Annotated in this window: 18 protein-coding genes and 1 pseudogene; 11 read left to right on the forward strand and 8 right to left on the reverse strand. The window is 58.7% G+C overall.

The window, feature by feature from the left end; genetic code table 11:
• The first annotated feature begins 5 nt into the window (after positions 1-5).
• From QNO18_RS18620 to QNO18_RS18665, 10 genes are all read left to right on the forward strand, one after another.
• The gene (locus QNO18_RS18620) at positions 6-902 is read left to right on the forward strand and encodes an NAD(P)-dependent oxidoreductase (RefSeq protein WP_198839355.1); all 897 of its coding nucleotides are present in this window, start codon (positions 6-8) and stop codon (positions 900-902) included.
• A gap of 2 nt (positions 903-904) precedes the next feature.
• Entirely contained in the window at positions 905-1,519 is a 615-nt protein-coding gene (locus QNO18_RS18625) for a hypothetical protein (RefSeq protein WP_283179044.1), read from the forward strand.
• 54 nt (positions 1,520-1,573) lie between these two features.
• Entirely contained in the window at positions 1,574-2,737 is a 1,164-nt protein-coding gene (locus tag QNO18_RS18630; protein ID WP_283179045.1) for a DUF1116 domain-containing protein, read from the forward strand.
• A gap of 52 nt (positions 2,738-2,789) precedes the next feature.
• Positions 2,790-3,230, forward strand: coding sequence for a VOC family protein (locus QNO18_RS18635; RefSeq protein WP_283179046.1), 441 nt, complete (start codon positions 2,790-2,792; stop codon positions 3,228-3,230).
• A gap of 37 nt (positions 3,231-3,267) precedes the next feature.
• Positions 3,268-4,536 (forward strand): amidase, encoded by a 1,269-nt coding sequence (locus QNO18_RS18640; protein ID WP_283179047.1) that lies wholly within the window; start codon positions 3,268-3,270, stop codon positions 4,534-4,536.
• A gap of 55 nt (positions 4,537-4,591) precedes the next feature.
• A complete protein-coding gene (locus QNO18_RS18645; protein ID WP_283179048.1) occupies positions 4,592-5,689 on the forward strand; it encodes an ABC transporter ATP-binding protein in 1,098 nt (365 codons plus the stop codon).
• 66 nt (positions 5,690-5,755) lie between these two features.
• Positions 5,756-6,826 (forward strand): ABC transporter substrate-binding protein, encoded by a 1,071-nt coding sequence (locus QNO18_RS18650; protein ID WP_283179049.1) that lies wholly within the window; start codon positions 5,756-5,758, stop codon positions 6,824-6,826.
• Positions 6,827-6,890: 64 nt separating this feature from the next.
• Positions 6,891-8,153, forward strand: a complete 1,263-nt coding sequence (locus tag QNO18_RS18655) for an ABC transporter permease (protein WP_283179050.1) — start codon at positions 6,891-6,893, stop codon at positions 8,151-8,153.
• A gap of 11 nt (positions 8,154-8,164) precedes the next feature.
• Complete coding sequence (locus tag QNO18_RS18660; RefSeq protein ID WP_283179051.1) at positions 8,165-9,091, forward strand: ABC transporter permease; 927 nt, start codon at positions 8,165-8,167, stop codon at positions 9,089-9,091.
• 171 nt (positions 9,092-9,262) lie between these two features.
• Positions 9,263-10,006 (forward strand): hypothetical protein, encoded by a 744-nt coding sequence (locus tag QNO18_RS18665; protein ID WP_283179052.1) that lies wholly within the window; start codon positions 9,263-9,265, stop codon positions 10,004-10,006.
• A gap of 125 nt (positions 10,007-10,131) precedes the next feature.
• Here the strand turns inward: QNO18_RS18665 and QNO18_RS18670 are convergent, their stop codons facing one another.
• Together QNO18_RS18670 and QNO18_RS18675 are read right to left on the reverse strand one after the other, a co-directional pair.
• A complete protein-coding gene (locus QNO18_RS18670) occupies positions 10,132-10,767 on the reverse strand; it encodes a peptide chain release factor-like protein (protein ID WP_283179053.1) in 636 nt (211 codons plus the stop codon).
• Positions 10,764-11,909 (reverse strand): RNA ligase RtcB family protein, encoded by a 1,146-nt coding sequence (locus QNO18_RS18675; RefSeq protein ID WP_283179054.1) that lies wholly within the window; start codon positions 11,907-11,909, stop codon positions 10,764-10,766. The genes QNO18_RS18670 and QNO18_RS18675 overlap by 4 nt, the downstream gene beginning before the upstream one ends.
• Positions 11,910-12,609: 700 nt before the next feature.
• Between QNO18_RS18675 and QNO18_RS18680 the strand changes: the two genes are divergently transcribed.
• Positions 12,610-13,359 (forward strand): GIY-YIG nuclease family protein, encoded by a 750-nt coding sequence (locus QNO18_RS18680; protein WP_283179055.1) that lies wholly within the window; start codon positions 12,610-12,612, stop codon positions 13,357-13,359.
• Positions 13,360-13,930: 571 nt separating this feature from the next.
• Here the strand turns inward: QNO18_RS18680 and QNO18_RS18685 are convergent.
• From QNO18_RS18685 to QNO18_RS18710, 6 genes and pseudogenes are all read right to left on the reverse strand, one after another.
• A pseudogene (locus tag QNO18_RS18685) lies at positions 13,931-14,053 on the reverse strand (transposase); the annotation flags it as partial.
• A gap of 131 nt (positions 14,054-14,184) precedes the next feature.
• The gene (locus tag QNO18_RS18690; RefSeq protein ID WP_283179056.1) at positions 14,185-15,210 is read right to left on the reverse strand and encodes a LysR family transcriptional regulator; all 1,026 of its coding nucleotides are present in this window, start codon (positions 15,208-15,210) and stop codon (positions 14,185-14,187) included.
• 84 nt (positions 15,211-15,294) lie between these two features.
• Positions 15,295-16,206 carry an electron transfer flavoprotein subunit alpha/FixB family protein gene (locus QNO18_RS18695; RefSeq protein WP_283179057.1) on the reverse strand — a complete coding sequence of 304 codons (912 nt, stop codon included), beginning with the start codon at positions 16,204-16,206 and terminating at the stop codon, positions 15,295-15,297.
• Positions 16,206-16,967, reverse strand: coding sequence for an electron transfer flavoprotein subunit beta/FixA family protein (locus QNO18_RS18700; protein WP_283179058.1), 762 nt, complete (start codon positions 16,965-16,967; stop codon positions 16,206-16,208). The genes QNO18_RS18695 and QNO18_RS18700 overlap by 1 nt, the downstream gene beginning before the upstream one ends.
• Before the next feature lie 53 nt (positions 16,968-17,020).
• Positions 17,021-17,449 carry a hypothetical protein gene (locus QNO18_RS18705; protein ID WP_283179059.1) on the reverse strand — a complete coding sequence of 143 codons (429 nt, stop codon included), beginning with the start codon at positions 17,447-17,449 and terminating at the stop codon, positions 17,021-17,023.
• A 29-nt stretch (positions 17,450-17,478) separates the two neighbouring features.
• Entirely contained in the window at positions 17,479-19,119 is a 1,641-nt protein-coding gene (locus tag QNO18_RS18710) for a GMC family oxidoreductase (protein ID WP_283179060.1), read from the reverse strand.
• Positions 19,120-19,145 lie beyond the last annotated feature (26 nt).

The raw sequence follows: 19,145 nt of genomic DNA on the forward strand, positions 1-19,145 counted from the left end.
TGCTTATGGAGCGGCTGAAAATTGTGGTCACCGGTGGCTCGGGCAGGGTTGGACGACAGGTTGTAGCCTGCCTTGCTGAGCGTCACGAGGTGGTCAATGCCGATCTGACGCCGCCCACCGGCCCCTGCGCGGCGCAGTACATGCGCGCCGATGTGATGCAGATTGACGAGTTGCAACAGGCGTTTGCCGGCGCAGAGGTGGTCATTCATCTTGCCGGTCTCGACTACGACTGGGGTTGCCCGGACGAGGCCTATATCAACGTGAACACCAGGGGCAGCTGGCATGTGCTGCAGGCCGCCGAAGCTGTGGGTGTAAAGCGGGTCGTGCTTTGCTCATCCATTTCGATCTGTGGCCTCCAGGAGATGCGCGCGGACTGGAAGCCCCAGAGCCTGCCGATTACCGAAGAGCACGAAAATCGTCCGATCTATGCCTATGGCGTCAGCAAACAGATTGCCGAGATTATGGGGCAGAGCTTTGAGCGCCGCGGCAGGATGGAAGTTGTCAGCCTGCGCCCGCTCGCCGTCGTGCTGCCTGAAACGCTTTCGCAGTATATAGCCTTTGTCGACAAACCGGATCTTCACTGGCTGTTCTACTATGTCACTGCTGCGGACCTGGCCCGCGCCTTCCGGGCCGCTGCGGAAACACCCGGTATCAGCGGCGAGAGCTTTTACATCGGCGCCGATGACAGCTCGCATCGCGAGGCGACGCTGGAATGGGCGTCACGCATCCTGGAAGACCTGCCGGCAGATCAGGATCCCGCCTGGTTCGTGGCAAATCCCCGGGCCTCTGTCTTCAGCAATGCCAAGGCGCGCCGCCTGCTCGGCTGGCGCCCGACTTCGGATTTCAACTCCCTCCGGCTCCAGGCAGCCGAGGGGCAGAGTGGCGACCTGGAAGGGGTTTGAGCATGGATTACGTCAGAAAAGGCAAAGTCGAATGGACCGGGGACAACCCGCCGATCTATCTGAAGACCGACACGAACGGCGACTGGTCGACGCTGGCGCTTTTCTTCCGTGTCAACGGATCAGACTATGGTCGCGGTCATATGATCCTCGTGCTGGAGGATCCCTATAATCGCGGGCAGGCAAATCCGGTCAGGCTGTGCTCCACCGATAACGAACAGCTGGCGCGCTATCTGCTTGATGACTTCGTGCGCAAATTCGGCCTGTTCCGCCCGGCCCAACAGGCCATCGATGCGCTGCAGGTCATCGGCGGCGCGACGTTCTCGGTCGAGGCGGATTATCCGCGTCACGTGACCGAGATTGCCAGTTTCGGCGGTCATCGTGTCGAAATGCGCTGGAGTGATCTTCAGGACATGTTCGCGGTCGCACAGCCGCCGAAGGACAGTCAGACCGGCAGGCATGAAATGTTCAGCGTGTTCCAGCCAGCCGGGTCGGCCTCGATCACTGTCGATGGTCGCAGGCTGGCCGGGGAGACCGTTGAACGCGATTTCTTCGATCGCCGCGCCCAGTCCGCCGCCCTGGCGCATAGCGAGTCCTGGATCTGCGAAGAACAGACTTGACCTGCGAACAACCGGCCTGAAACCCGCGCCCCCCACAGAAGCGAAAGACTGCCCATGTCACAGCCAGATCCTAATGATATTGCCTTTGCGCGGATGAATGCCGTTCAGCCGGAATGGATCGGGCTGCGGCGTCTGGGGGATCTGCCGGGCCTTGATCGCCGGGTCGTGCTTCATGCTGGCCCGCCCTTTGACCGCTTTGCCGCGATACCGGCTGCGCTGCGCAATTCGCTGAGCAATATCGTGCGGCGCGAAGGCTGGGCGGTTGATCAGGGTCAGGCGCTGACCCTGCTTGAAAGCGGCGATGTGGTCATCGAGCCCGCACAAAATCACGGCGTCTATGTGCCGCTCGCCGGTGCGGCCGGGCCGTCGACGATGCTGATCGAGGTCGCCGACAGGGCCAGCGGCCGGTCCGCCTTCAGCCCGATCAATGAGGGCATGGTGCATTGCACCCGTCTCGGTATTCTGCATGAGGATCTGATTGCCCATCTGCGCTGGCTCGATGACATTCTGGCACCTTGGATCAGCGAAAGGCTCGGGCAGGCTCCGCTGCCGCTTTTCCCGTTACTGAAGCAAGCCATTGCGCATGAGGATGATTGCCATTCCCGGACAATTGCGGGGTCGGAGGCGTTGGTCGCGGCGCTGCTCGCGATCAAACCTGCCGGCACCGGCGACGGGCAGTTAGCGGCTTTCCTGCACGGAGCCCCGGCATTCGCCCTGAATGTCTGGATGGCGACCTGTGGGCTGATCGCCTCTGCTGCGGCGGGAGTTGCGGGCTCTGATCTTGTGACCCATGCCGGTGGAAATGGCGTGCATTTCGGCTATCACCTCGCGGGCAATCCGGGTCATTGGCACCTTGTTCCCGCTCCCGCGATCCGGGGCGATGTCGGGGCGGGTTTTGCACAGAGCGCGCCGCTTCCGGCGCTTGGTGACAGCGCAATCGTAGATGTACTTGGTCTCGGCGGGCAGATCCTTGCAACTGCGGCACCCGTGCGCGCAGCCCTCGCAGCCCATCTCCCCGCAGATGCGACCACGCGCCCGGCGACCTTTCTTCACGGGGTGCTTGATGGATTCGGTGCCCTCGCCGCAACGGATGCGGCAAAGGTCCGGGCCACGAATACCGGCCCGATCATTCTTCTTGGCATTATTGACGGTCACGGCCGCTTTGGCCGCGTTGGCGGCGGATGTGTTGTGGGAGACGACAAGACCTTCCCGAACTGAACCCAGGCAATGGCGGCCCCTGACGCGGGCCGCCGCACCGAGGAAAGACAAGATGCGATATCTTCACACGATGGTCCGGGTCGCTGATCTTGAGGCTTCGCTTGCGTTTTATTGTGGCGTGCTCGGCCTGCAGGAGACGAGGCGGCGCAGTTCTGAGGCCGGGCGCTACACAATCGTCTATCTGGCCGCGCCGGATGATCTTGCGGCTGTCGCAGCACAGGATGCCCCCATTCTGGAACTGACCTGGAACTGGGATCCGGAGGCATACATAGGGGGCAGGAACTTTGGCCACCTCGCCTATGAAGTGGCGGATATCCATGAGACCTGCGCCCGGATTGCGGCGGCGGGGATCACGATAAACCGGCCTCCGCGGGACGGCTATATGGCCTTTATTCGTTCCCCGGACGGAATTTCCATCGAGTTTCTCCAGCACGGTGAGCGGCTTACCCCAGAGGAGCCATGGGCGTCGCTGCCAAACAGCGGCAGCTGGTGACGCTTCCCGCCTTCAACCCAGATCGGACAGTAGCATCATGTCTTTCACAGACCATTTCGCGGATTGTCAGGCAAGGATCCTGGCTGACGAGGCGCAGATCCGTGCCTTTTCCGCGATTGATTACGGGGTTTTGCAGGCCGAGTTGGACAATGCTCCGACCAGCGGAGCCCTTGCCGGGCGGCTGATCGGGGTCAAGGATATCATCGACGCGCGGCCTTACACGACCTCCAGCGGCTCTCCTCTGCACCAAGGGCGCAAACCCGCCGCCGATGCCGCTGCCGTTGCTCAGTTGCGCGCAGCGGGCGCCGTGATCGCGGGGAAGACAGTCACCACCGAATTCGCCTTCTTCTCACCTGGCCCGACCCGGAACCCTCATGATCTGACGCGCACGCCGGGAGGGTCCTCCAGCGGATCGGCGGCCGCCGTGGCCTGCGGCTTCGTCGATATCGCATTGGGATCCCAGACGGCGGCCTCCATCACGCGCCCGGCCTCCTATTGCGGCGTGGTTGGCTTCAAGCCAGGCTTTGGCAGCTACAGCCTGGTGGGTGTCGGAACGCTTGCCCCGTCTTTCGACACGCTCGGGCTTCTGGCCGCAGATGTCCGCAGCCTGGCCGAAGCCCATGCTGTTCTGGCAGCCCCCGTTGCTGCCAAAGCGGTGCGCGAGCCACGCCCGGCGCGCCGCATCGGGCTTTGTCGTACCCCGTGGTGGGATCAGGCTGAGGATGCGACCCGGCAGGCGATCCAGACAGCCGGTATGATCTTTGCCGCTGAAGCGGAGATAGTCGAAACCGATCTTGAAGCCTTCGCGGATGGGGCACGGCTGCAGGCTGACATCATGGCCTACGAGGCAGCACAAAGCCTGTTTCAGGAGATGCAGCATGCAGACATGATGAGCCCGGTTCTGCACAGGATGTTGGTCCACGGCAGCGACATTTCCCGCGCCGAACATCTGAAAAACCTGTGCCAGGCCGAGGAGCTGCGGCTGCGGATGGCGGAACTCATCGCGGGTTTCGACATCCTTCTTGCCCCAGCTGCACCGGGCGAGGCCCCGGTCGGGCTAGCTTCCACCGGCGATCCGGTCTTCAGCCGTTTGTGGAGCCTCCTGCGGCTGCCCTCGATCACTTTGCCGGGACTGACCGGGCGGTCTGGTCTGCCGGTCGGCGTCCAGCTGCTGTCGGCCAGCCAGCAGGACGAAGAGCTGCTTGGCCATGCGCTCTGGGCCGAACGTCTGCTGCCCGATCGCCCCCGAACGAAGCTGCGTGACATCCGGCAAAAAGCGCAAGAAGGCGCGGGACCGATTTCCTGACCAGAGAACACCGATCCGGGGAATAGCCCGGACATCGCGGAGGTAACCAATTCAGATGGCCCATGATACTGGCGAATATGTCGCCTTCAGGAATGTACAGAAAAGCTATGATGGTGAGACACTTGTCGTCAAAGACCTGAATCTCTCAATCAGCCAGGGGGAGTTCCTGACCATGCTCGGCCCGTCGGGTTCGGGCAAGACAACCTCCCTAATGATGCTTGCAGGTTTTGAAACTGCGACCAATGGGCAGATCCTGCTTGATGGCCGACCGATCAATCAGGTGCCGCCGCATAAACGCGGCATTGGAATGGTCTTCCAGAATTACGCACTGTTCCCGCACATGACCGTTGGCGAAAATCTTGCCTTCCCGCTGGAAGTGCGCAGCATGGGCAAGGATGAGCGCGAAACGCGGATCAAACGCGCGCTGGATATGGTGCAGATGGGGTCCTTTGCCGCGCGCCGCCCTGCTCAGCTTTCAGGTGGTCAGCAACAGCGGATTGCTCTTGCGCGGGCGCTGGTATTTGATCCGAAATTGGTGCTGATGGATGAACCGCTCGGAGCGCTGGATAAACAGCTGCGTGAACATATGCAGTTTGAGATCAAGCATCTGCATGACTCTCTCGGTATCACGGTTGTTTATGTGACCCATGATCAGGGCGAGGCCCTGACAATGTCTGATCGGGTTGCGGTCTTTAATGATGGCCGTATTCAGCAGCTCGCCCCTCCGGCCGATCTTTATGAACGCCCCGGGAACAGTTTCGTCGCGCAATTTATTGGCGAGAATAACAAACTTCCGGGAATTGTCGAAGAACTGCGTGATGACAGAGCTTTGATCCGTATGGCCACCGGCGAGCTGATTGATGCAACTGCGGTCAACATTCAAAAAAAAGGTGAGAAGACCATAGTTTCAATCCGCCCCGAGCGAGTGGAAATCAATACTGAACTGATGCCAGAAAATGCCCATCTTCTGGACGCTGAAGTCCGGGAGATCATCTATATGGGCGATATTCTGCGTGCCCGTATGCGGGTTGCAGGATCCGAGGATTTCGTCGTGAAGCTCAGAAATTCCATCGGGCAAAGACGCCTTAATCCGGGCGAAAAGATTCGGATCGGCTGGCATCCGCAGGATGCGCGTGCGCTTGACGCTGTCTGAAGACCAGTCGTTGAAGACCCCGGCCCTGCGCAGCCGGTCAATAAAAAATCAACCGGGAGAAATGAAATGAGAAAACTGCTTCTTTCCACTGTTCTGAGTTGTATGGCTTTCACGAGCCAGGCAGACGTCACTGTTATGTCCTGGGGTGGTGCATATGGAACTGCACAGAATGAAGCGCATCTGAAACCATTCACAGAAAAGACTGGAATACGTACTAAGATGGTCGATACCGACAATGCGGCTTCGCCAATTCGCGCCATGGTCGAAGCTGGGAATGTCACGGTTGATGTAGCCTCCATCGAGCTGGCAGATGCCACCCGTCTTTGCGATGAAGGAATGCTTGAGCCCATCGACCCGGCCACATTGCCTGCCGGCTCGGATGGAACTGCTGCGGAAGAGGATTTCTTTCATGGTGGCATAACAGATTGCGCTGTCGGAACAGACCTCTGGGCGAATATCATTGCCTTTGACTCTACTAAGTTCAGCGGCGAAGCACCTTCGAAAGCCGCGGACTTTTTTGACACTGAAAAATTCCCGGGCAAACGGGGTCTGAAAAAGAATCCTAAAGCTGTTCTGGAGCTCGCACTGATGGCCGATGGGGTACCGGCAGATGAGGTCTATGCCATTCTGGAAACCCCCGAAGGCCGTGATCGCGCATTTGCCAAACTCGATACGATCAAAAAGGATATCGTCTGGTGGGAAGCCGGCGCGCAGCCGCCACAATTGCTGGCGGATGGCGAAGTTCTGATGACCACTGCCTATAATGGACGGATCTTCAATGCATACATTGAAGAGGGAAAGCCCTTTGAAATCATCTGGGATGGTCAGATTTACGAGCTGAACACCTATGCCATCCCGAAGGGGGCGCCCAATCTGGAAGAAGCGATGGAATTCGTCCGGTTCGCCACTTCGACCGAAGGACTGGCTGAGCAGTCAAGGTATATCTCTTACGGACCTCCTCGCAAATCCTCTAACGCGATGGAGATTATCTACAAGGACGGGAAAACCGTCATGGCTCCGAATTTGCCGAGCTCACCAGAAAACCGGGAAAATGCACTTGAAACCTCCATCGAATTCTGGGTCGACCGGGATACCGAATTGAATGAGCGTTTCAACAACTGGCTGATTGCGAACTGAGCACTATGCCGGACCGGCCAGGGGACATCCCCCTGGCCTGGACGCAACTTCAGGGAAGAGATCGATGGCCAGTATCACCCAGACAGCCGTTCCTGCCAGTTCACTGGCATCGGAAGGCCTGCCCCTTAAATTCAGACTCGCGCGCGCCCAGGCACGAAGCAGGCGCAGGGCCTTCCTACTGGTCCTACCATTGTTGCTTTTCGTCACGCTGACCTTCGTTCTTCCGATTGGCCAGATGCTTCAGCGCTCACTGTATCACGATGGCTTCTCAGCTGCGGCACCCTCGCTGGCCCAATGGTTCAGTGAAAACCCCGAAGACACCCGGCCCGATGAGGCGGGTTTTGCGGCCCTTGCCGCGGATCTGCGCTACATGAAAGAGCAAAATCTGGCCGGAGCCGCTGGAACCCGGATCAATTACAGTGTGCCTGGCAGCCGTTCGCTTTTCACCAGCGCTGCACGCAGAACGGATGATCTGGAAGCGCCCTACAGGGATGCCATCCTCGGCCTGGATCAAAAATGGGATGATCCTCAGATTTGGGTCGCCATGCGCGAAGCTTCCTCGCCGTGGACGTCAGATTTTTATCTGACCGCACTGGATATTCAGCGCGGAGCAGACGGAACGCTGGAACGTGTGGATGAGCACTCGCGCGTTTATCTCGCGCTTTACGGCAAGACATTCTTGCTCTCGGGCGTGATTACGGTCATCTGCCTGGTGCTGGCCTTTCCGATTGCGCATCTTCTGGCGACATTGCCGATGGGCAAGGCCAATCTCCTGATGATCCTTGTACTCCTGCCGTTCTGGACGTCGCTGCTTGTGCGTACCACGTCCTGGATTGTCTTACTGCAGGGCCAGGGCGTCCTGAACTCGCTGTTGATTTCTGCAGGCATCATCGGGGAGGACGGACGCCTCGCACTGATCTATAATCAGACCGGAACCATCATAGTGATGGTCCACATCTTGCTGCCTTTCATGGTTCTCCCGATCTATTCGGTGATGCGGGTGATCCCTCCTGCCTATGCAAGGGCGGCGCGCAGCCTTGGCGCCACTTCCTGGACCACCTTCCGCCGCATCTATGCACCCCAAACCCTGCCGGGGATCGGTGCGGGTGTACTTTTGGTCTTTATCCTCGCCGTCGGTTACTACATCACCCCCGCTTTGGTCGGGGGCGCTGACGGACAACTCTTCTCCAACCAGATCCAGTTCCACATGACCCGCTCGAATTGGAGCCAGGCTGCCGCTCAGGCCGCGATGTTGCTTGCCGGGGTTCTGGTGCTCTACTGGCTCTACGACCGCCTTATCGGCATCGACAAACTCAAGCTCGGCTAAGGAAAAAAGATATGGCCCTCCAAACCTATGCCGATCCGCTTGAGCGCGCCTGGTACTATGCCTATATGGTGATTTGCACGCTGATTTTCATCTTTCTAATCGCGCCTATCCTTGTCATCATCCCGCTATCCTTCAACGCCGAGCCCTATTTTACCTTTACCGAGAAAATGCTGACTTTCGACCCGGCGGGATATTCCCTCAGGTGGTATGATGCCCTGGTCTCAACGGGAATGCAGCAACCTGACGCCGTCAGTGGCTGGTGGTCAGATATGTGGGCCAACGCGGCCTGGGTAAAAGCGGCCCGGAACTCGCTGATCATAGGTTTCTGGTCAACGATCCTTGCCACCACTCTCGGCACCCTTGCTGCTCTTGGCCTGTCGCGCCCGGAAATGCCCTATCGGCGACTGATCATGGCCTTGCTCATCTCGCCGATGATCGTGCCGATCATCATCGTGGCGACGGGGATGTTTTTCTTCTACTCTAACCCATGTTCGATTATCGGCATGCAATGTGGTCGCCTGACCTCGACATATACCGGAATTGTGCTTGCCCATGCCGTGCTTGGCATCCCCTTTGTCATCATCACTGTCACGGCAACACTGTCGGGTTTCGATCAGTCGCTGATCCGCGCTGCCGCAAGCCTCGGGGCAAACCCCAGAATTACGTTCTTCAAAGTGATCATGCCGCTGATTCTGCCCGGGGTTATTTCCGGCGGCCTGTTTGCATTCGTCACATCTTTTGATGAGGTGGTCGCGGTCCTGTTCATTGCGGGCCCGGATCAGCAAACCATCCCGCGGCAAATGTGGAATGGAATTCGCGAATCCATCAGCCCGGCAATCCTCGCGGTTGCAACAATACTTGTGGTGCTTTCGATTGCACTCCTGACAACTATTGAGATTTTGCGTCGCAGATCCGACCGTTTGAGAGGTGTGAGCTGACAAATATGCGTCGTTGGCCCGCACCCACTAAGAAAGAAGATCGATAAAATCTGCCATGTCCGCTCCATCGCACATTTCAACCATCATGTCCGATACTATGCTGTGGTGTAAGTCGAACGGCAGCTTCCAGGAATACGGCGATGCAGCATCAGGGAGAACTGAGCGGCGGCTATGGGCCGTGCCCGTTTGGGGTGGCGCTTGGTGCATCAGATTGTAGGTTGGATCGAAATTTGCGGAGGTGCTCTACTGTTGAAATCGCGTACAGATTGGAAAGTTGTGCGTTGGGAAACCGTGAAGGGTGTTGCAAGCAACGACTTCACGCGGGTCGTAGGGCTGATACCTATAGCCGGTTACCTGATCCTTTTTAACGATGAAATCGCTGGGATTCTTTCTTTCGATGCACTAGCAGGCGTTGCTGGAACTGAGAGATCTCCCTTCCTCTTGGACGGCCTGACCAAGCTTCGATTGGTGTTCTTCGGCAGCCTATGCGTGTTCTGTTCATTTCTGACCTACAGATTGTTCCGCCCAGAAGTGTTGGAAGCCGCCAAAAGCGACCTGGAATTTTCTGAAGTAGTAAGGCAGCGATACAGCGTCTACGATCTGGCCCAGATAGAAGAGCGCGTTCATTCTGAAGCGTGGGTCGAACGGACAGAGGCATTTTGGATAGTGTTGGGCACGCAGCGCTCCAAGAAGCCCGTGGTTTCAGGTTTTAGGCCAGACGTCAGAGCCGAAATGTTCTCTAAGCATGGCGACTACATAGGCTTTCTCGCCAGAGAATGGTGGGTTGGTATGATGCACACCTATAAGCCCGCACGAATATGCGCCCTGGTGCTTGGAGTTCTGGGATATGCCATGCTGGCAGTTCCCACCTTGGACATCGCTCAAGCCGTTCTACGGCACATATTCACCAGCTAGTGCGCACTTGCGGCGAAGATCTGGTCTGGCGCGCCGCACTGCGGCGTGGCTGGAAAATAACCAATGTCCGATTAGGGCCGTCCTATTGGAAGGGCGTGATACCCCGCCCTCCGACATGGTCCAAGCTACCTGACTCCCCGAAATTCCTCCCCCTCAAAGACCTTGCACGGGTCACCGCGCTGGATCTGGCCGTGCATGTCATGCACCGCCGCTTTTTGCGTGGCCAGAGCCTGTGCCCGATCGGCCGAGATCAGCACCGACAGGCGGTCCAGCGCGACGCGGCGGTTCATGTGCTGTGAGCGGCTGTCCCTGACCACTACCGACCAGGCCCGCCCCTCCGGATCGACCCAGCGGGCGCGGATCGCGCTTGAGGTCTTGTTCTGATGCTGCCCCCCGGGACCGCCGGCACGGATGGCCTGCATCTCCACCGTCTCCGCGTCGATTCGGATCGCGACGGGAACTGGCGCAAGGCGGAAGATCTGGGCGAACCAGTTCTTCCTTGGGTGCTTTGGCCGCAGACTGCTGGCGCAGCGCCAAAGGATGCTGCCCTCCCATTCCCGCACCATTTCCGCAGCACCTGTGCCTGTCAGAACGATCACCGCCGAGGCGGGGCCATGCAGCGCGGGACGTTCGGCCACGTCCATATCGAGACCCAGCAGCTCGGCCTCTTCAGCGAGCCGGACCAGCAGATGTGCCACAGCCTGACGGCATTCGCCGGGGCCGTTGCCACTGGACAGCAAAAGGGTTTCCCGTTCCGTCATTCTGCATCTCCCGCAACGGCTTTGCCAGCCGTCTTGAAGGTAATCAGCGGCACCAGCCGCGCGATGGGCTGGGCCAAGCCGAAATCGGCCAGATCACTCACCACCGCTTCGGGGTTCTTGTAGGCGGAGCCAGCCTCTTCCATCAGCAGATCCCGGTCCGCGCAGACCACGCGCCCGCCAAAGCGGTTGCGGGTCAGCGCCGCGAGGTCAGACTTCGCCTTGCGCACGCGCCCATGCATCGAGGCGCGGTCATAGCGGCGCCCCGCCCCATGTGACACCGATCCAAGCGCCTCAGGCACAAGGTCCGGCACCGACAGAACGTAGCTGGGCGCATCGCGCGACCCGGCCAGGGGCACCAGGCCCTGATCAGCTCCCGCCGCGCCCTTGCGGTGCAGCCACAGCCCGTCCTGAGCCACGACCTGATTGTGAACGGTATCGCAGATCAGGCAAGCCTCACAGGACAGCGCCTCGGCCGCTAGAGCGGCAATCAGCGCGCGATTCAGCCGCGCCCAGACCATCGCGGCATCGTGCAAGGCCAGATAGCGACCGGCCGCAGCGCTGTCCGGGGCGTAGCCTTGCTTCCAGCTGTCATCCAGTCCCTCGAAGATCTGTGCGCCCCGCCCGCGCGAGCCGGAATGGACCAGCAGGCATAGATCACCCGGCCGCAGCGTGGTTGCTTCCGGGCCGCTGATCTCTTCAACGGCCTGCACCTCGCAGAAGTGGTTGCCGCCGCCAATGCTGCCCAGACCATCGGCGGCGATCAGCCCTTCGATGCCTGCGGTGACCAGCGCGCTGGCGGCATCCTCAGGATCGGCACCATCGTCCAGCACGGCCAACCGTCGGACAGCTTTGTCGATCTTCAGCCGGTGACGCGGCAGATCAAGCCGCCAGAGAGCCATACCGCAGCCGATGTCCGGCCCTACCAGTTGCGGCCAGATGCGGTCGGCCAGAAAGCTGGCGCCGACTGGGCCGAAGCGGCCGGGATGCAGGTCGGGGAAGCCTGCGACGGCCACCATGCCGGGCCAGCCAGCCACCTGAGCAAGCTGATCCTCGGCCCGGCCCTCGATCCAGGCTTGCGATGAATAGAAACGGGAGATGCGGGCGCGCGCGGCGCTCTGCTCCCCCAAAATGGGAGTGCCCATCGGGTTTGTCTTTCCATGACAGAACACGCGACCAAAATGGCCGCAGATGGATCGACGGGTGAAAGGAAAGCCCCGAGGGCTGTCAGACCCGCGTCAGATCCGAAGGAAGGGTTGTGATGATGAATGCTGTCATGTCATGCCCTCCTTGGCTGCGGGTGTGGTTCGTCTCTGGCAGATATACTTTTGCGCTGCACGGCGAAAGTGGGCGCCGGAAACACGCCGTCACCTGATGCACAGCGGATACACATCTGCCTGATGCGGGCTTTTGCGATCATCAAATGCGCGGCCTTACTTGAACGACAGCTTTGCGGAATGCGGCTAGGGCGACCGGCAACTCCGTCCCGCATCGCTGCCGACTTGGCTGGGTGTTTGCTGCGGAGCAAGACGACCGGCAGCTTCCGGGAACGCCGCCGCGCAGCATCGGTCGGGGCTGAGCGTCCGCAATGGGCCGAGCCTGTGTCAAAACCAAAAATCCCCTCAACAGCGACGAACGATTTTCTGTTTGAAGTGGATATCATGCGCGGCGATTGAACGATACTCCCTCCTATTGCACTATCATGGAACATTGTTCCAGGGTCAGCGGGCCATGGATGAGTTTTGACACAGGCTCGGCCGAGGGTGTGTCAAAACTCGACTTTATGGCAGTGACGCAGAATAAAATTCCATTACGAAGCCAACAATAGGTCTCCGATTCGCACCGATGCGAGCACAGGACCTTCGTTTTGGAATATCATTCTCCATCGCAGCTCCGGAACCCAGTTATGACACAGCCTCGGCCGGGGACGAATGCGGCACCGTTGATAGTTTGCTACAGAATAGCGCTTGGCGTGCCGAGGAGAAGCTGCTGATCAGCCAAATCGCCTATCGCTCCTATCGTGCAGCGGCAGGACAGGCGCTGGCCGTACACGGTGCGGAACTGGATGACGACGAAATCGAGCAGGCCCTGAAGATCAGGGTCCGGGAGGTTAACGTATTCGGCGAACCATCGGTGGAAACGGAGGAGACGGGGTTGATCCCGTTCGGCCAAGTGTTCAAGCCGTCTCGGGCTTTCCCGGGAAGCCATGGCGAGCGCACTGCTCACTACGAAGACGGCGAGGCCTACGTCTACCTCGCCGTCTTCGAGGGCGACGGACACGCGCGGCTCACTCGGAAGAAGGAGTTCGGCGACAAGTCCGTCGCCATGAAAATTGGCGTTTCAAACGACACCAAACGCCGACTGGTGGAGCTGAACGCAGGCATCCCCCCCGCTGCCAGCGGCAAGTGGAGGATCAGTATGATCTCGCAGCCCTTTGCGGACAAGAAATCCGCTGAAGCGAGCGAAGCGCTGTTCAAGGATCAGGCCCAATCTCGAATGGAAAGCTTGGGCCGAGAGTTCTTTTGGGGCAGGCTTAACGACGCCAACTCCGTCTTCTGGTCACTGCCCGGCATAGCTCGGTTCGCTAGGAAATAGGCCGCCGTCATCCTGCGTATCGTCATGGCGCGCATGCTGCGTACGGCGCAGGTCGATGTGTATGCCGAACACAAAAGTGCGCCCAAGATACAACATTATCATAGAGCCGCTTTGTCGTCCCTCGCATTCTTGTGAAATGCCGTTTCCGACATCTGTCTTCCACGATTCTTTCCAAGCTTCCGCGTCCGCAATAGGCTTGGACCCTTCTTTCGCTGCATTTGGCGTGAATGTCGGCTTTGGGCCGCCCACGCCTAGCAAATGCTGCGCCACGGATGATGCAGTCCATACTTCCGGTGTTTTGCCGCGTCAGGTTCCTTGAAGTCAATTTTATAGGCAGGTAGCTGTCCCCAGTCGAGCGCTTGGCCGTTCTCAATCACTCGATGAAGAGTTCATCCGGATCAATCCGCAGCAGCCCGTCCAGCCCGTTCTTTCGCCAGGCAGGATGCGTGTCGGAATATGGTGCTTTGATGGTCAGCCAAAAAAAAATTCCCTCATTTCCGATTTCGAGACTGATGGGATCTGCGGAGAAGTCAAGTCGATGATCGATTGCAATGCTGGTACCGTCAACGATTTGGATGGCAGCATCGCTGTAGACGGGCTGTTGCCCATGCTTGCGATTGGGTTCCTCCGCCCAAACCATGTCACGGTTGAACCACACTATCAGAGATTCACGACGCTCGAGCGCTTTGTTATAAGCGGGTCAGTTAGGTGTTCGGTCGGTCAGAGTGCTCGGGCTGCACATCGACCCCAGCTATCACGATGGTTTCACAACAGGAACCATAATAGGATTTGTGCAACGGAGCCCGGTAGCCGCCCAATTCACACTCATAACTTATAACTCAGCCAAGGCGGAATCTTGAATGATTCGACCATGTAATCCACGAATGCTCTTATTCTCGGTAACGGATGCCTCTCCGGCAAATATACCGCCTGAATCGCCGTTTGATCAACAAATTCATGAGAACGCAAAAGTCTGACAAGTTTTCCTTGCCGAATATAGGGAAGCGCCAAATGCTCTGCCATACGCATGATTCCGCAACCAGCCAGGCAATGATTTGACAGCGCAAGGCCATCGGTGCTTTTGAAATTACCCGCGATTTGTATGATACGCTGCTCACCGTCAACTATGAAAGGCCATCTATTCAGATGTTCCCGACGACCGAACCACATCAAGCAATTATGACCGGAAAGATCCGTCGGGGTGTCCGGCAAGCCATATTTCGCAATATAAGACGGCGCTGCCACAACCAGCCGCCTGAGATCACAGAGCTTTCGTCGAATTAAAGTTGAATTTTCCATTACCCCCATTCGAATTGCAACATCAAATCCGTTCTCTATAAGGTTTGCTACCTCGTCGTTCAGATTGACCGTTATTTCTATGTCAGGGTGTTGCTCCATGAACTGTGGCAACCTGGGAAGAATTTGATCGTAGCCAAAGGCAACAGGGATTGTAATACGCAAAGATCCCGACACCTGCGCGCGCAAACTTAAAAAATCGCTCTCAAACTGGTCAACACTGTCTGTAATGCGGGCGGCCTCTGTAACATAGTACTCACCCTCGGCAGTCAGCCGGTGTCCGCGTGTACTGCGATGCAGGAGTTTTACGCCTAAACGTTTTTCCAGGCCGTGGATAGCCTGGCTGATAAATGCCTGACTGACCCCAAGCTGTCTCGCGGCTGCACTAAAGCCCCCAGCTTCGACGATGGCGCGGACAACGCGCATTTCCAACAGCCTGTTGTCTTTCAACTGCTCCCCCCTTTTACCGGCCGCTCGCGCTGCGGCGAGCTTCGGTTGGTTTGCACGGTCAGGATATTGCAACAGGGTGCTGCGAACTTCGCGCGGGCCTGTCATCAGCTTTATGTGACATTCCGGGCAGAATTCCGCAACCGGGCGCTGTGTGCGGGGCAGGGCATCTCCACTTTCCGCCGGCGATGCTCAGAGTCTGTCGGAAAGTTCGGGAACCAGGGTGAAGAGGTCGCCCACCAGGCCATAATCGGCGACCTGGAAGATCGGGGCTTCTTCATCCTTGTTGATGGCGACGATCACCTTCGAGTCCTTCATACCGGCAAGATGCTGGATCGCGCCCGAAATACCAATCGCGACATAAAGGTTTGGCGCCACCACCTTTCCGGTCTGACCGACCTGCCAGTCATTCGGCGCATAGCCCGCATCGACGGCTGCGCGGCTGGCCCCCAGGGCGGCATTCAGTTTGTCGGCCAGCGCCGCAATCACCGCAAAGCTTTCCTTCGAACCGACGCCGCGGCCACCTGAGACCACGATTTTGGCGGAGGTCAGATCCGGGCGTTCAGAGGCGGCCAAACGGTTTTCTACCAGGGTTGAAAGACCGGTTGCCGCCACATCGGACACAGTTTCGACGGGAGCAGAGCCAGTTTCAGGCATCGGCGCAAAGGCCGCCGTTCGGACAGAGAAGACCTTTTTCGCATCCGAGGATCTCACAGTCTGCATCGCGTTGCCGGCATAGATCGGGCGCTCGAATGTATCGGCGCCGATCACGGAGGTCACATCCGAGGTCACCATGACATCCAGAAGGGCCGCCACGCGCGGCAATATGTTCTTGTTACTGGCGGTCGCAGGACCGGTGATATGGCTGTAGGCGCCGGCCAGGCCGACCACCAGATCGGCCAGCGGCTCTGCAAGCCCGTTACCATCGTCGGCATTGAGCACTTTTGCCACGCCTTCGAGCTTTGCTGCGGCGGCTGCCGCAGCCGCAGGACCCGCGACCAGCAGATGCACTTCGCCAAGGAATTTTACCGCGGTTACGGTTCTGGCAACCGAATCCGTGGCAAGATGCCCTTCATTCACGTCAGCAATCAGCAAAACAGCCATCAGATCACGCCCTCTTCGTCTTTGAGTTTTGCCACCAGCTCATCGACCGAGGCAAGTTTGACACCGGCCTTGCGGCCCGCCGGCTCGGTGGTCTTAATAACGGTCAGGCGCGGCGTGATATCGACGCCGCAATCTGCCGGTGTCCTGACAGTCAGGGGCTTTGCCTTGGCCTTCATGATATTCGGCAGGCTTGCATAGCGCGGCTCATTGAGGCGCAGATCGACCGTGATGACCGCTGGCAGCTTCACTTCGATGACCTGAAGGCCGCCATCGACCTCACGGGTGACTTTGGCTTTGTCGCCCTCGATGACAATCTCTGAGGCAAAGGTTGCCTGGGCCTGCCCCAGAAGCGCTGCCAGCATCTGGCCGGTTGCGTTCAGATCATTGTCGATCGCCTGCTTTCCGGCCAGAACCAGGCCGGGGGCTTCTTCTTTCACCACAGCGGCCAGCAGTTTCGCAACCGCCAGCGGCTCGACATCGGTATGCACATCCGAGGCCGCCTCGATCAGGATCGCGCGGTCTGCGCCCATCGCAAGTGCAGTCCTGAGCGTTTCCTGCGCCTGTTTGACGCCTATCGAAACCACTACGACCTCGGTCGCGATACCCTTTTCCTTCAGGCGGATCGCCTCTTCCACCGCGATCTCGTCAAAAGGGTTCATCGACATTTTGACATTCGCGAGATCGACACCCGATCCGTTCGCTTTCACGCGAACTTTCACATTGTAGTCAATCACCCGTTTGACAGGTACCAATACCTTCATGCCCTAACTCTCACTTTTTCCGTTATGGGGGGCTGTGCATCGCCCATTACGATTCAGATATGCGTGTAGACGTCGCCGCGACCAACGGGGCCTTCGATCAGAGAGATGATCTCGTCATAATCGACCGTTTCGCGCATTTCGGACTGGCCACGATATCCCAGCCTTTCATTCACCTCGGCATTCATGAAATAGGCTCCCGCGATAACACGGCTGATCAGCCCGAAATCCGTATCAGAGAGAGTAAGCAGCCCGTCGAGATCGACAGGGGCAAGCTCTGCAGCGCGCCCGACCGCCAGAACGAAGCCGGGTGCCAGATCGTCACGCCGCAGAAGGGCCGCGCGCAGATGGCGGTCCAGCACCCCCGCCTTGGATGCCGAGGGCATGGCACGTTCAGGATCGGCCGGGATCAGCGTATCCATGATTTTCTGCAGCAAAGCGCCGTTATGGGCAAAAAAAGCGTCAAGGGTCTTGGTGTCCGGCATATCCGGCTCCTTTCTTCAAAGCTGGGGGCTCAGACGTTTGCCAGGCTGACGCTCTGATTGCGGGCGGTTTCGAGGATGTGCTCTGCCGAGCGCAAGGCCAGAGCGGCGACGGTGCCGGTCGGGTTCACGCAGCTGGATGTCGGCATCACGCTGCCATCGGCAATGAAGAGGTTTTTCACCTCATGCGATCGCCCGTAAGAGTCCACGACAGATTGGGTGGGATCCTCGCCCATCACGCATGTGCCCAGCATGTGCCAGCCGGTCTCGCGGAAGAATGGGGCGCGCAGCACCTCATAGGCACCCGCCTCCCTGAGGCTTTCTTCAGCCCGTTCCACGTTGAACTGCATCAGGCGCCGGGTGTTTTCGTTGTTGCGATAGACCATCTTCGGTGCCGGAAGCCCGTCCTCATCCGTCATGGTCGGATGTAGCGTGACATAGTTTGTCTCTTCCGGAAGATCTTCGGCGATGATTGACCAGTCGATGGAACGGCCAAAGCGCTGATGGACGGTCTTGTGGAAGTCCTTGCCCCAGCCGGCATTGTCGCCCCAGGGGAAGGCACCGATGGTGTTGAGCGGCCCGCCGGTTCCCATAAGTTGCCATTTAGCACCGCGCAGGAAATCGGTGTCCTTGCGGGTTTCCGCGAACTCCATCGAATAGAGGCGCTGTCCGAAGGGCCCCTGCCAGTTCTCGAAGAAATCCTCGAAGAGGCCGATCACCGTGGCATATGGGTGCATCATCAGCCGTTTGCCTACCATGCCGGAGCGATTGCCCAGCCCGTCGGCAAACGCATTGCTGACAGAGTTCAGCAAGAGCCTTGGCGTTCCAAGCCCATTGGCTGCAAGCACGATGATCCGCCCGCGCTGGCGATAGGTTGTCCCGGTTTCGCGATCAACATAGATAACCGCCCGCGCAAGGCCTTCCTTGTCCACCTCGATTTGCTGCACCCGCGCATTGGTCAGCAGGACGGCACCGAGACGTCGCGCCTTCGGCCAATGTGTCCGGTCAGGAGAGGCTTTCGCGCCATCGAAACAGCCCCAGAGGCAGGCCCCGCGACGGACGCAGGGTTCAAGCCCGTTGTGTTTGATGCTGGCAATCGAATTAGAGCCCGGCCACCAGTGCCAGCCAAGGCGATCATGCGCCTCGATCATCTTCTTTTCCATCACCTTCAGGTTGAAGGGGGGCAGCGGAACATCGTGATAGGGCCATGCCGGATCGCCTGCCACACCCGAGACCGAGAAATCCACGCTGACCCGGTCGTAATAGGGTGCCAGATCCTCATAGGAAATCGGCCAGTCATCGGCGACACCATCCAGCGTACGCACCCTGAAATCACTGGGGCGAAACCGATGCCAGGCAGCGGCATAGAGCACGGCGCTTCCGCCCACACCGTTCCACATCAGGGGCGCCACATCGGATTCGGAATCGTCCACCGGGTAATCCGAGGGCGCCGCGCGATGGTTTGGGTTCCAGCTGAAATGCCGGTCTTTGGTGAATTCGAAATCCACGCCCTGGTTCTTGATGAGAGCATAGTCGGGGAAGCTTCCCTGCTCGAGGCAGACCACACTAAGTCCCTGTTCTGAAAGACGTTTGGCAACCACCGCCCCGCTAGGTCCGGCCCCGACGATCACCACATCGGCAATCGTCTTCGACATCGCAAGTTTCTCGCTCATTTGGCTATCCGTTTCGCTGATTCAGG

Origin of the sequence: Gemmobacter sp. 24YEA27, assembly GCF_030052995.1 — a bacterium.
In the GTDB taxonomy this organism is placed as follows: Bacteria; Pseudomonadota; Alphaproteobacteria; order Rhodobacterales; family Rhodobacteraceae; genus Pseudogemmobacter.

Excerpts from the sequence above, each read along its gene's own strand:
- QNO18_RS18620 (WP_198839355.1), top strand. The coding sequence starts at position 6 with ATGGAGCGGCTGAAAATTGTGGTCACCGGTGGCTCGGGCAGGGTTGGA.
- QNO18_RS18625 (WP_283179044.1), top strand. The coding sequence starts at position 905 with ATGGATTACGTCAGAAAAGGCAAAGTCGAATGGACCGGGGACAACCCG.
- QNO18_RS18630 (WP_283179045.1), top strand. The coding sequence starts at position 1,574 with ATGTCACAGCCAGATCCTAATGATATTGCCTTTGCGCGGATGAATGCC.
- QNO18_RS18635 (WP_283179046.1), top strand. The coding sequence starts at position 2,790 with ATGCGATATCTTCACACGATGGTCCGGGTCGCTGATCTTGAGGCTTCG.
- QNO18_RS18640 (WP_283179047.1), top strand. The coding sequence starts at position 3,268 with ATGTCTTTCACAGACCATTTCGCGGATTGTCAGGCAAGGATCCTGGCT.
- QNO18_RS18645 (WP_283179048.1), top strand. The coding sequence starts at position 4,592 with ATGGCCCATGATACTGGCGAATATGTCGCCTTCAGGAATGTACAGAAA.
- QNO18_RS18650 (WP_283179049.1), top strand. The coding sequence starts at position 5,756 with ATGAGAAAACTGCTTCTTTCCACTGTTCTGAGTTGTATGGCTTTCACG.
- QNO18_RS18655 (WP_283179050.1), top strand. The coding sequence starts at position 6,891 with ATGGCCAGTATCACCCAGACAGCCGTTCCTGCCAGTTCACTGGCATCG.
- QNO18_RS18660 (WP_283179051.1), top strand. The coding sequence starts at position 8,165 with ATGGCCCTCCAAACCTATGCCGATCCGCTTGAGCGCGCCTGGTACTAT.
- QNO18_RS18665 (WP_283179052.1), top strand. The coding sequence starts at position 9,263 with ATGGGCCGTGCCCGTTTGGGGTGGCGCTTGGTGCATCAGATTGTAGGT.
- QNO18_RS18670 (WP_283179053.1), bottom strand. The coding sequence starts at position 10,767 with ATGACGGAACGGGAAACCCTTTTGCTGTCCAGTGGCAACGGCCCCGGC.
- QNO18_RS18675 (WP_283179054.1), bottom strand. The coding sequence starts at position 11,909 with ATGGGCACTCCCATTTTGGGGGAGCAGAGCGCCGCGCGCGCCCGCATC.
- QNO18_RS18680 (WP_283179055.1), top strand. The coding sequence starts at position 12,610 with ATGCGAGCACAGGACCTTCGTTTTGGAATATCATTCTCCATCGCAGCT.
- QNO18_RS18690 (WP_283179056.1), bottom strand. The coding sequence starts at position 15,210 with ATGACAGGCCCGCGCGAAGTTCGCAGCACCCTGTTGCAATATCCTGAC.
- QNO18_RS18695 (WP_283179057.1), bottom strand. The coding sequence starts at position 16,206 with ATGGCTGTTTTGCTGATTGCTGACGTGAATGAAGGGCATCTTGCCACG.
- QNO18_RS18700 (WP_283179058.1), bottom strand. The coding sequence starts at position 16,967 with ATGAAGGTATTGGTACCTGTCAAACGGGTGATTGACTACAATGTGAAA.
- QNO18_RS18705 (WP_283179059.1), bottom strand. The coding sequence starts at position 17,449 with ATGCCGGACACCAAGACCCTTGACGCTTTTTTTGCCCATAACGGCGCT.
- QNO18_RS18710 (WP_283179060.1), bottom strand. The coding sequence starts at position 19,119 with ATGAGCGAGAAACTTGCGATGTCGAAGACGATTGCCGATGTGGTGATC.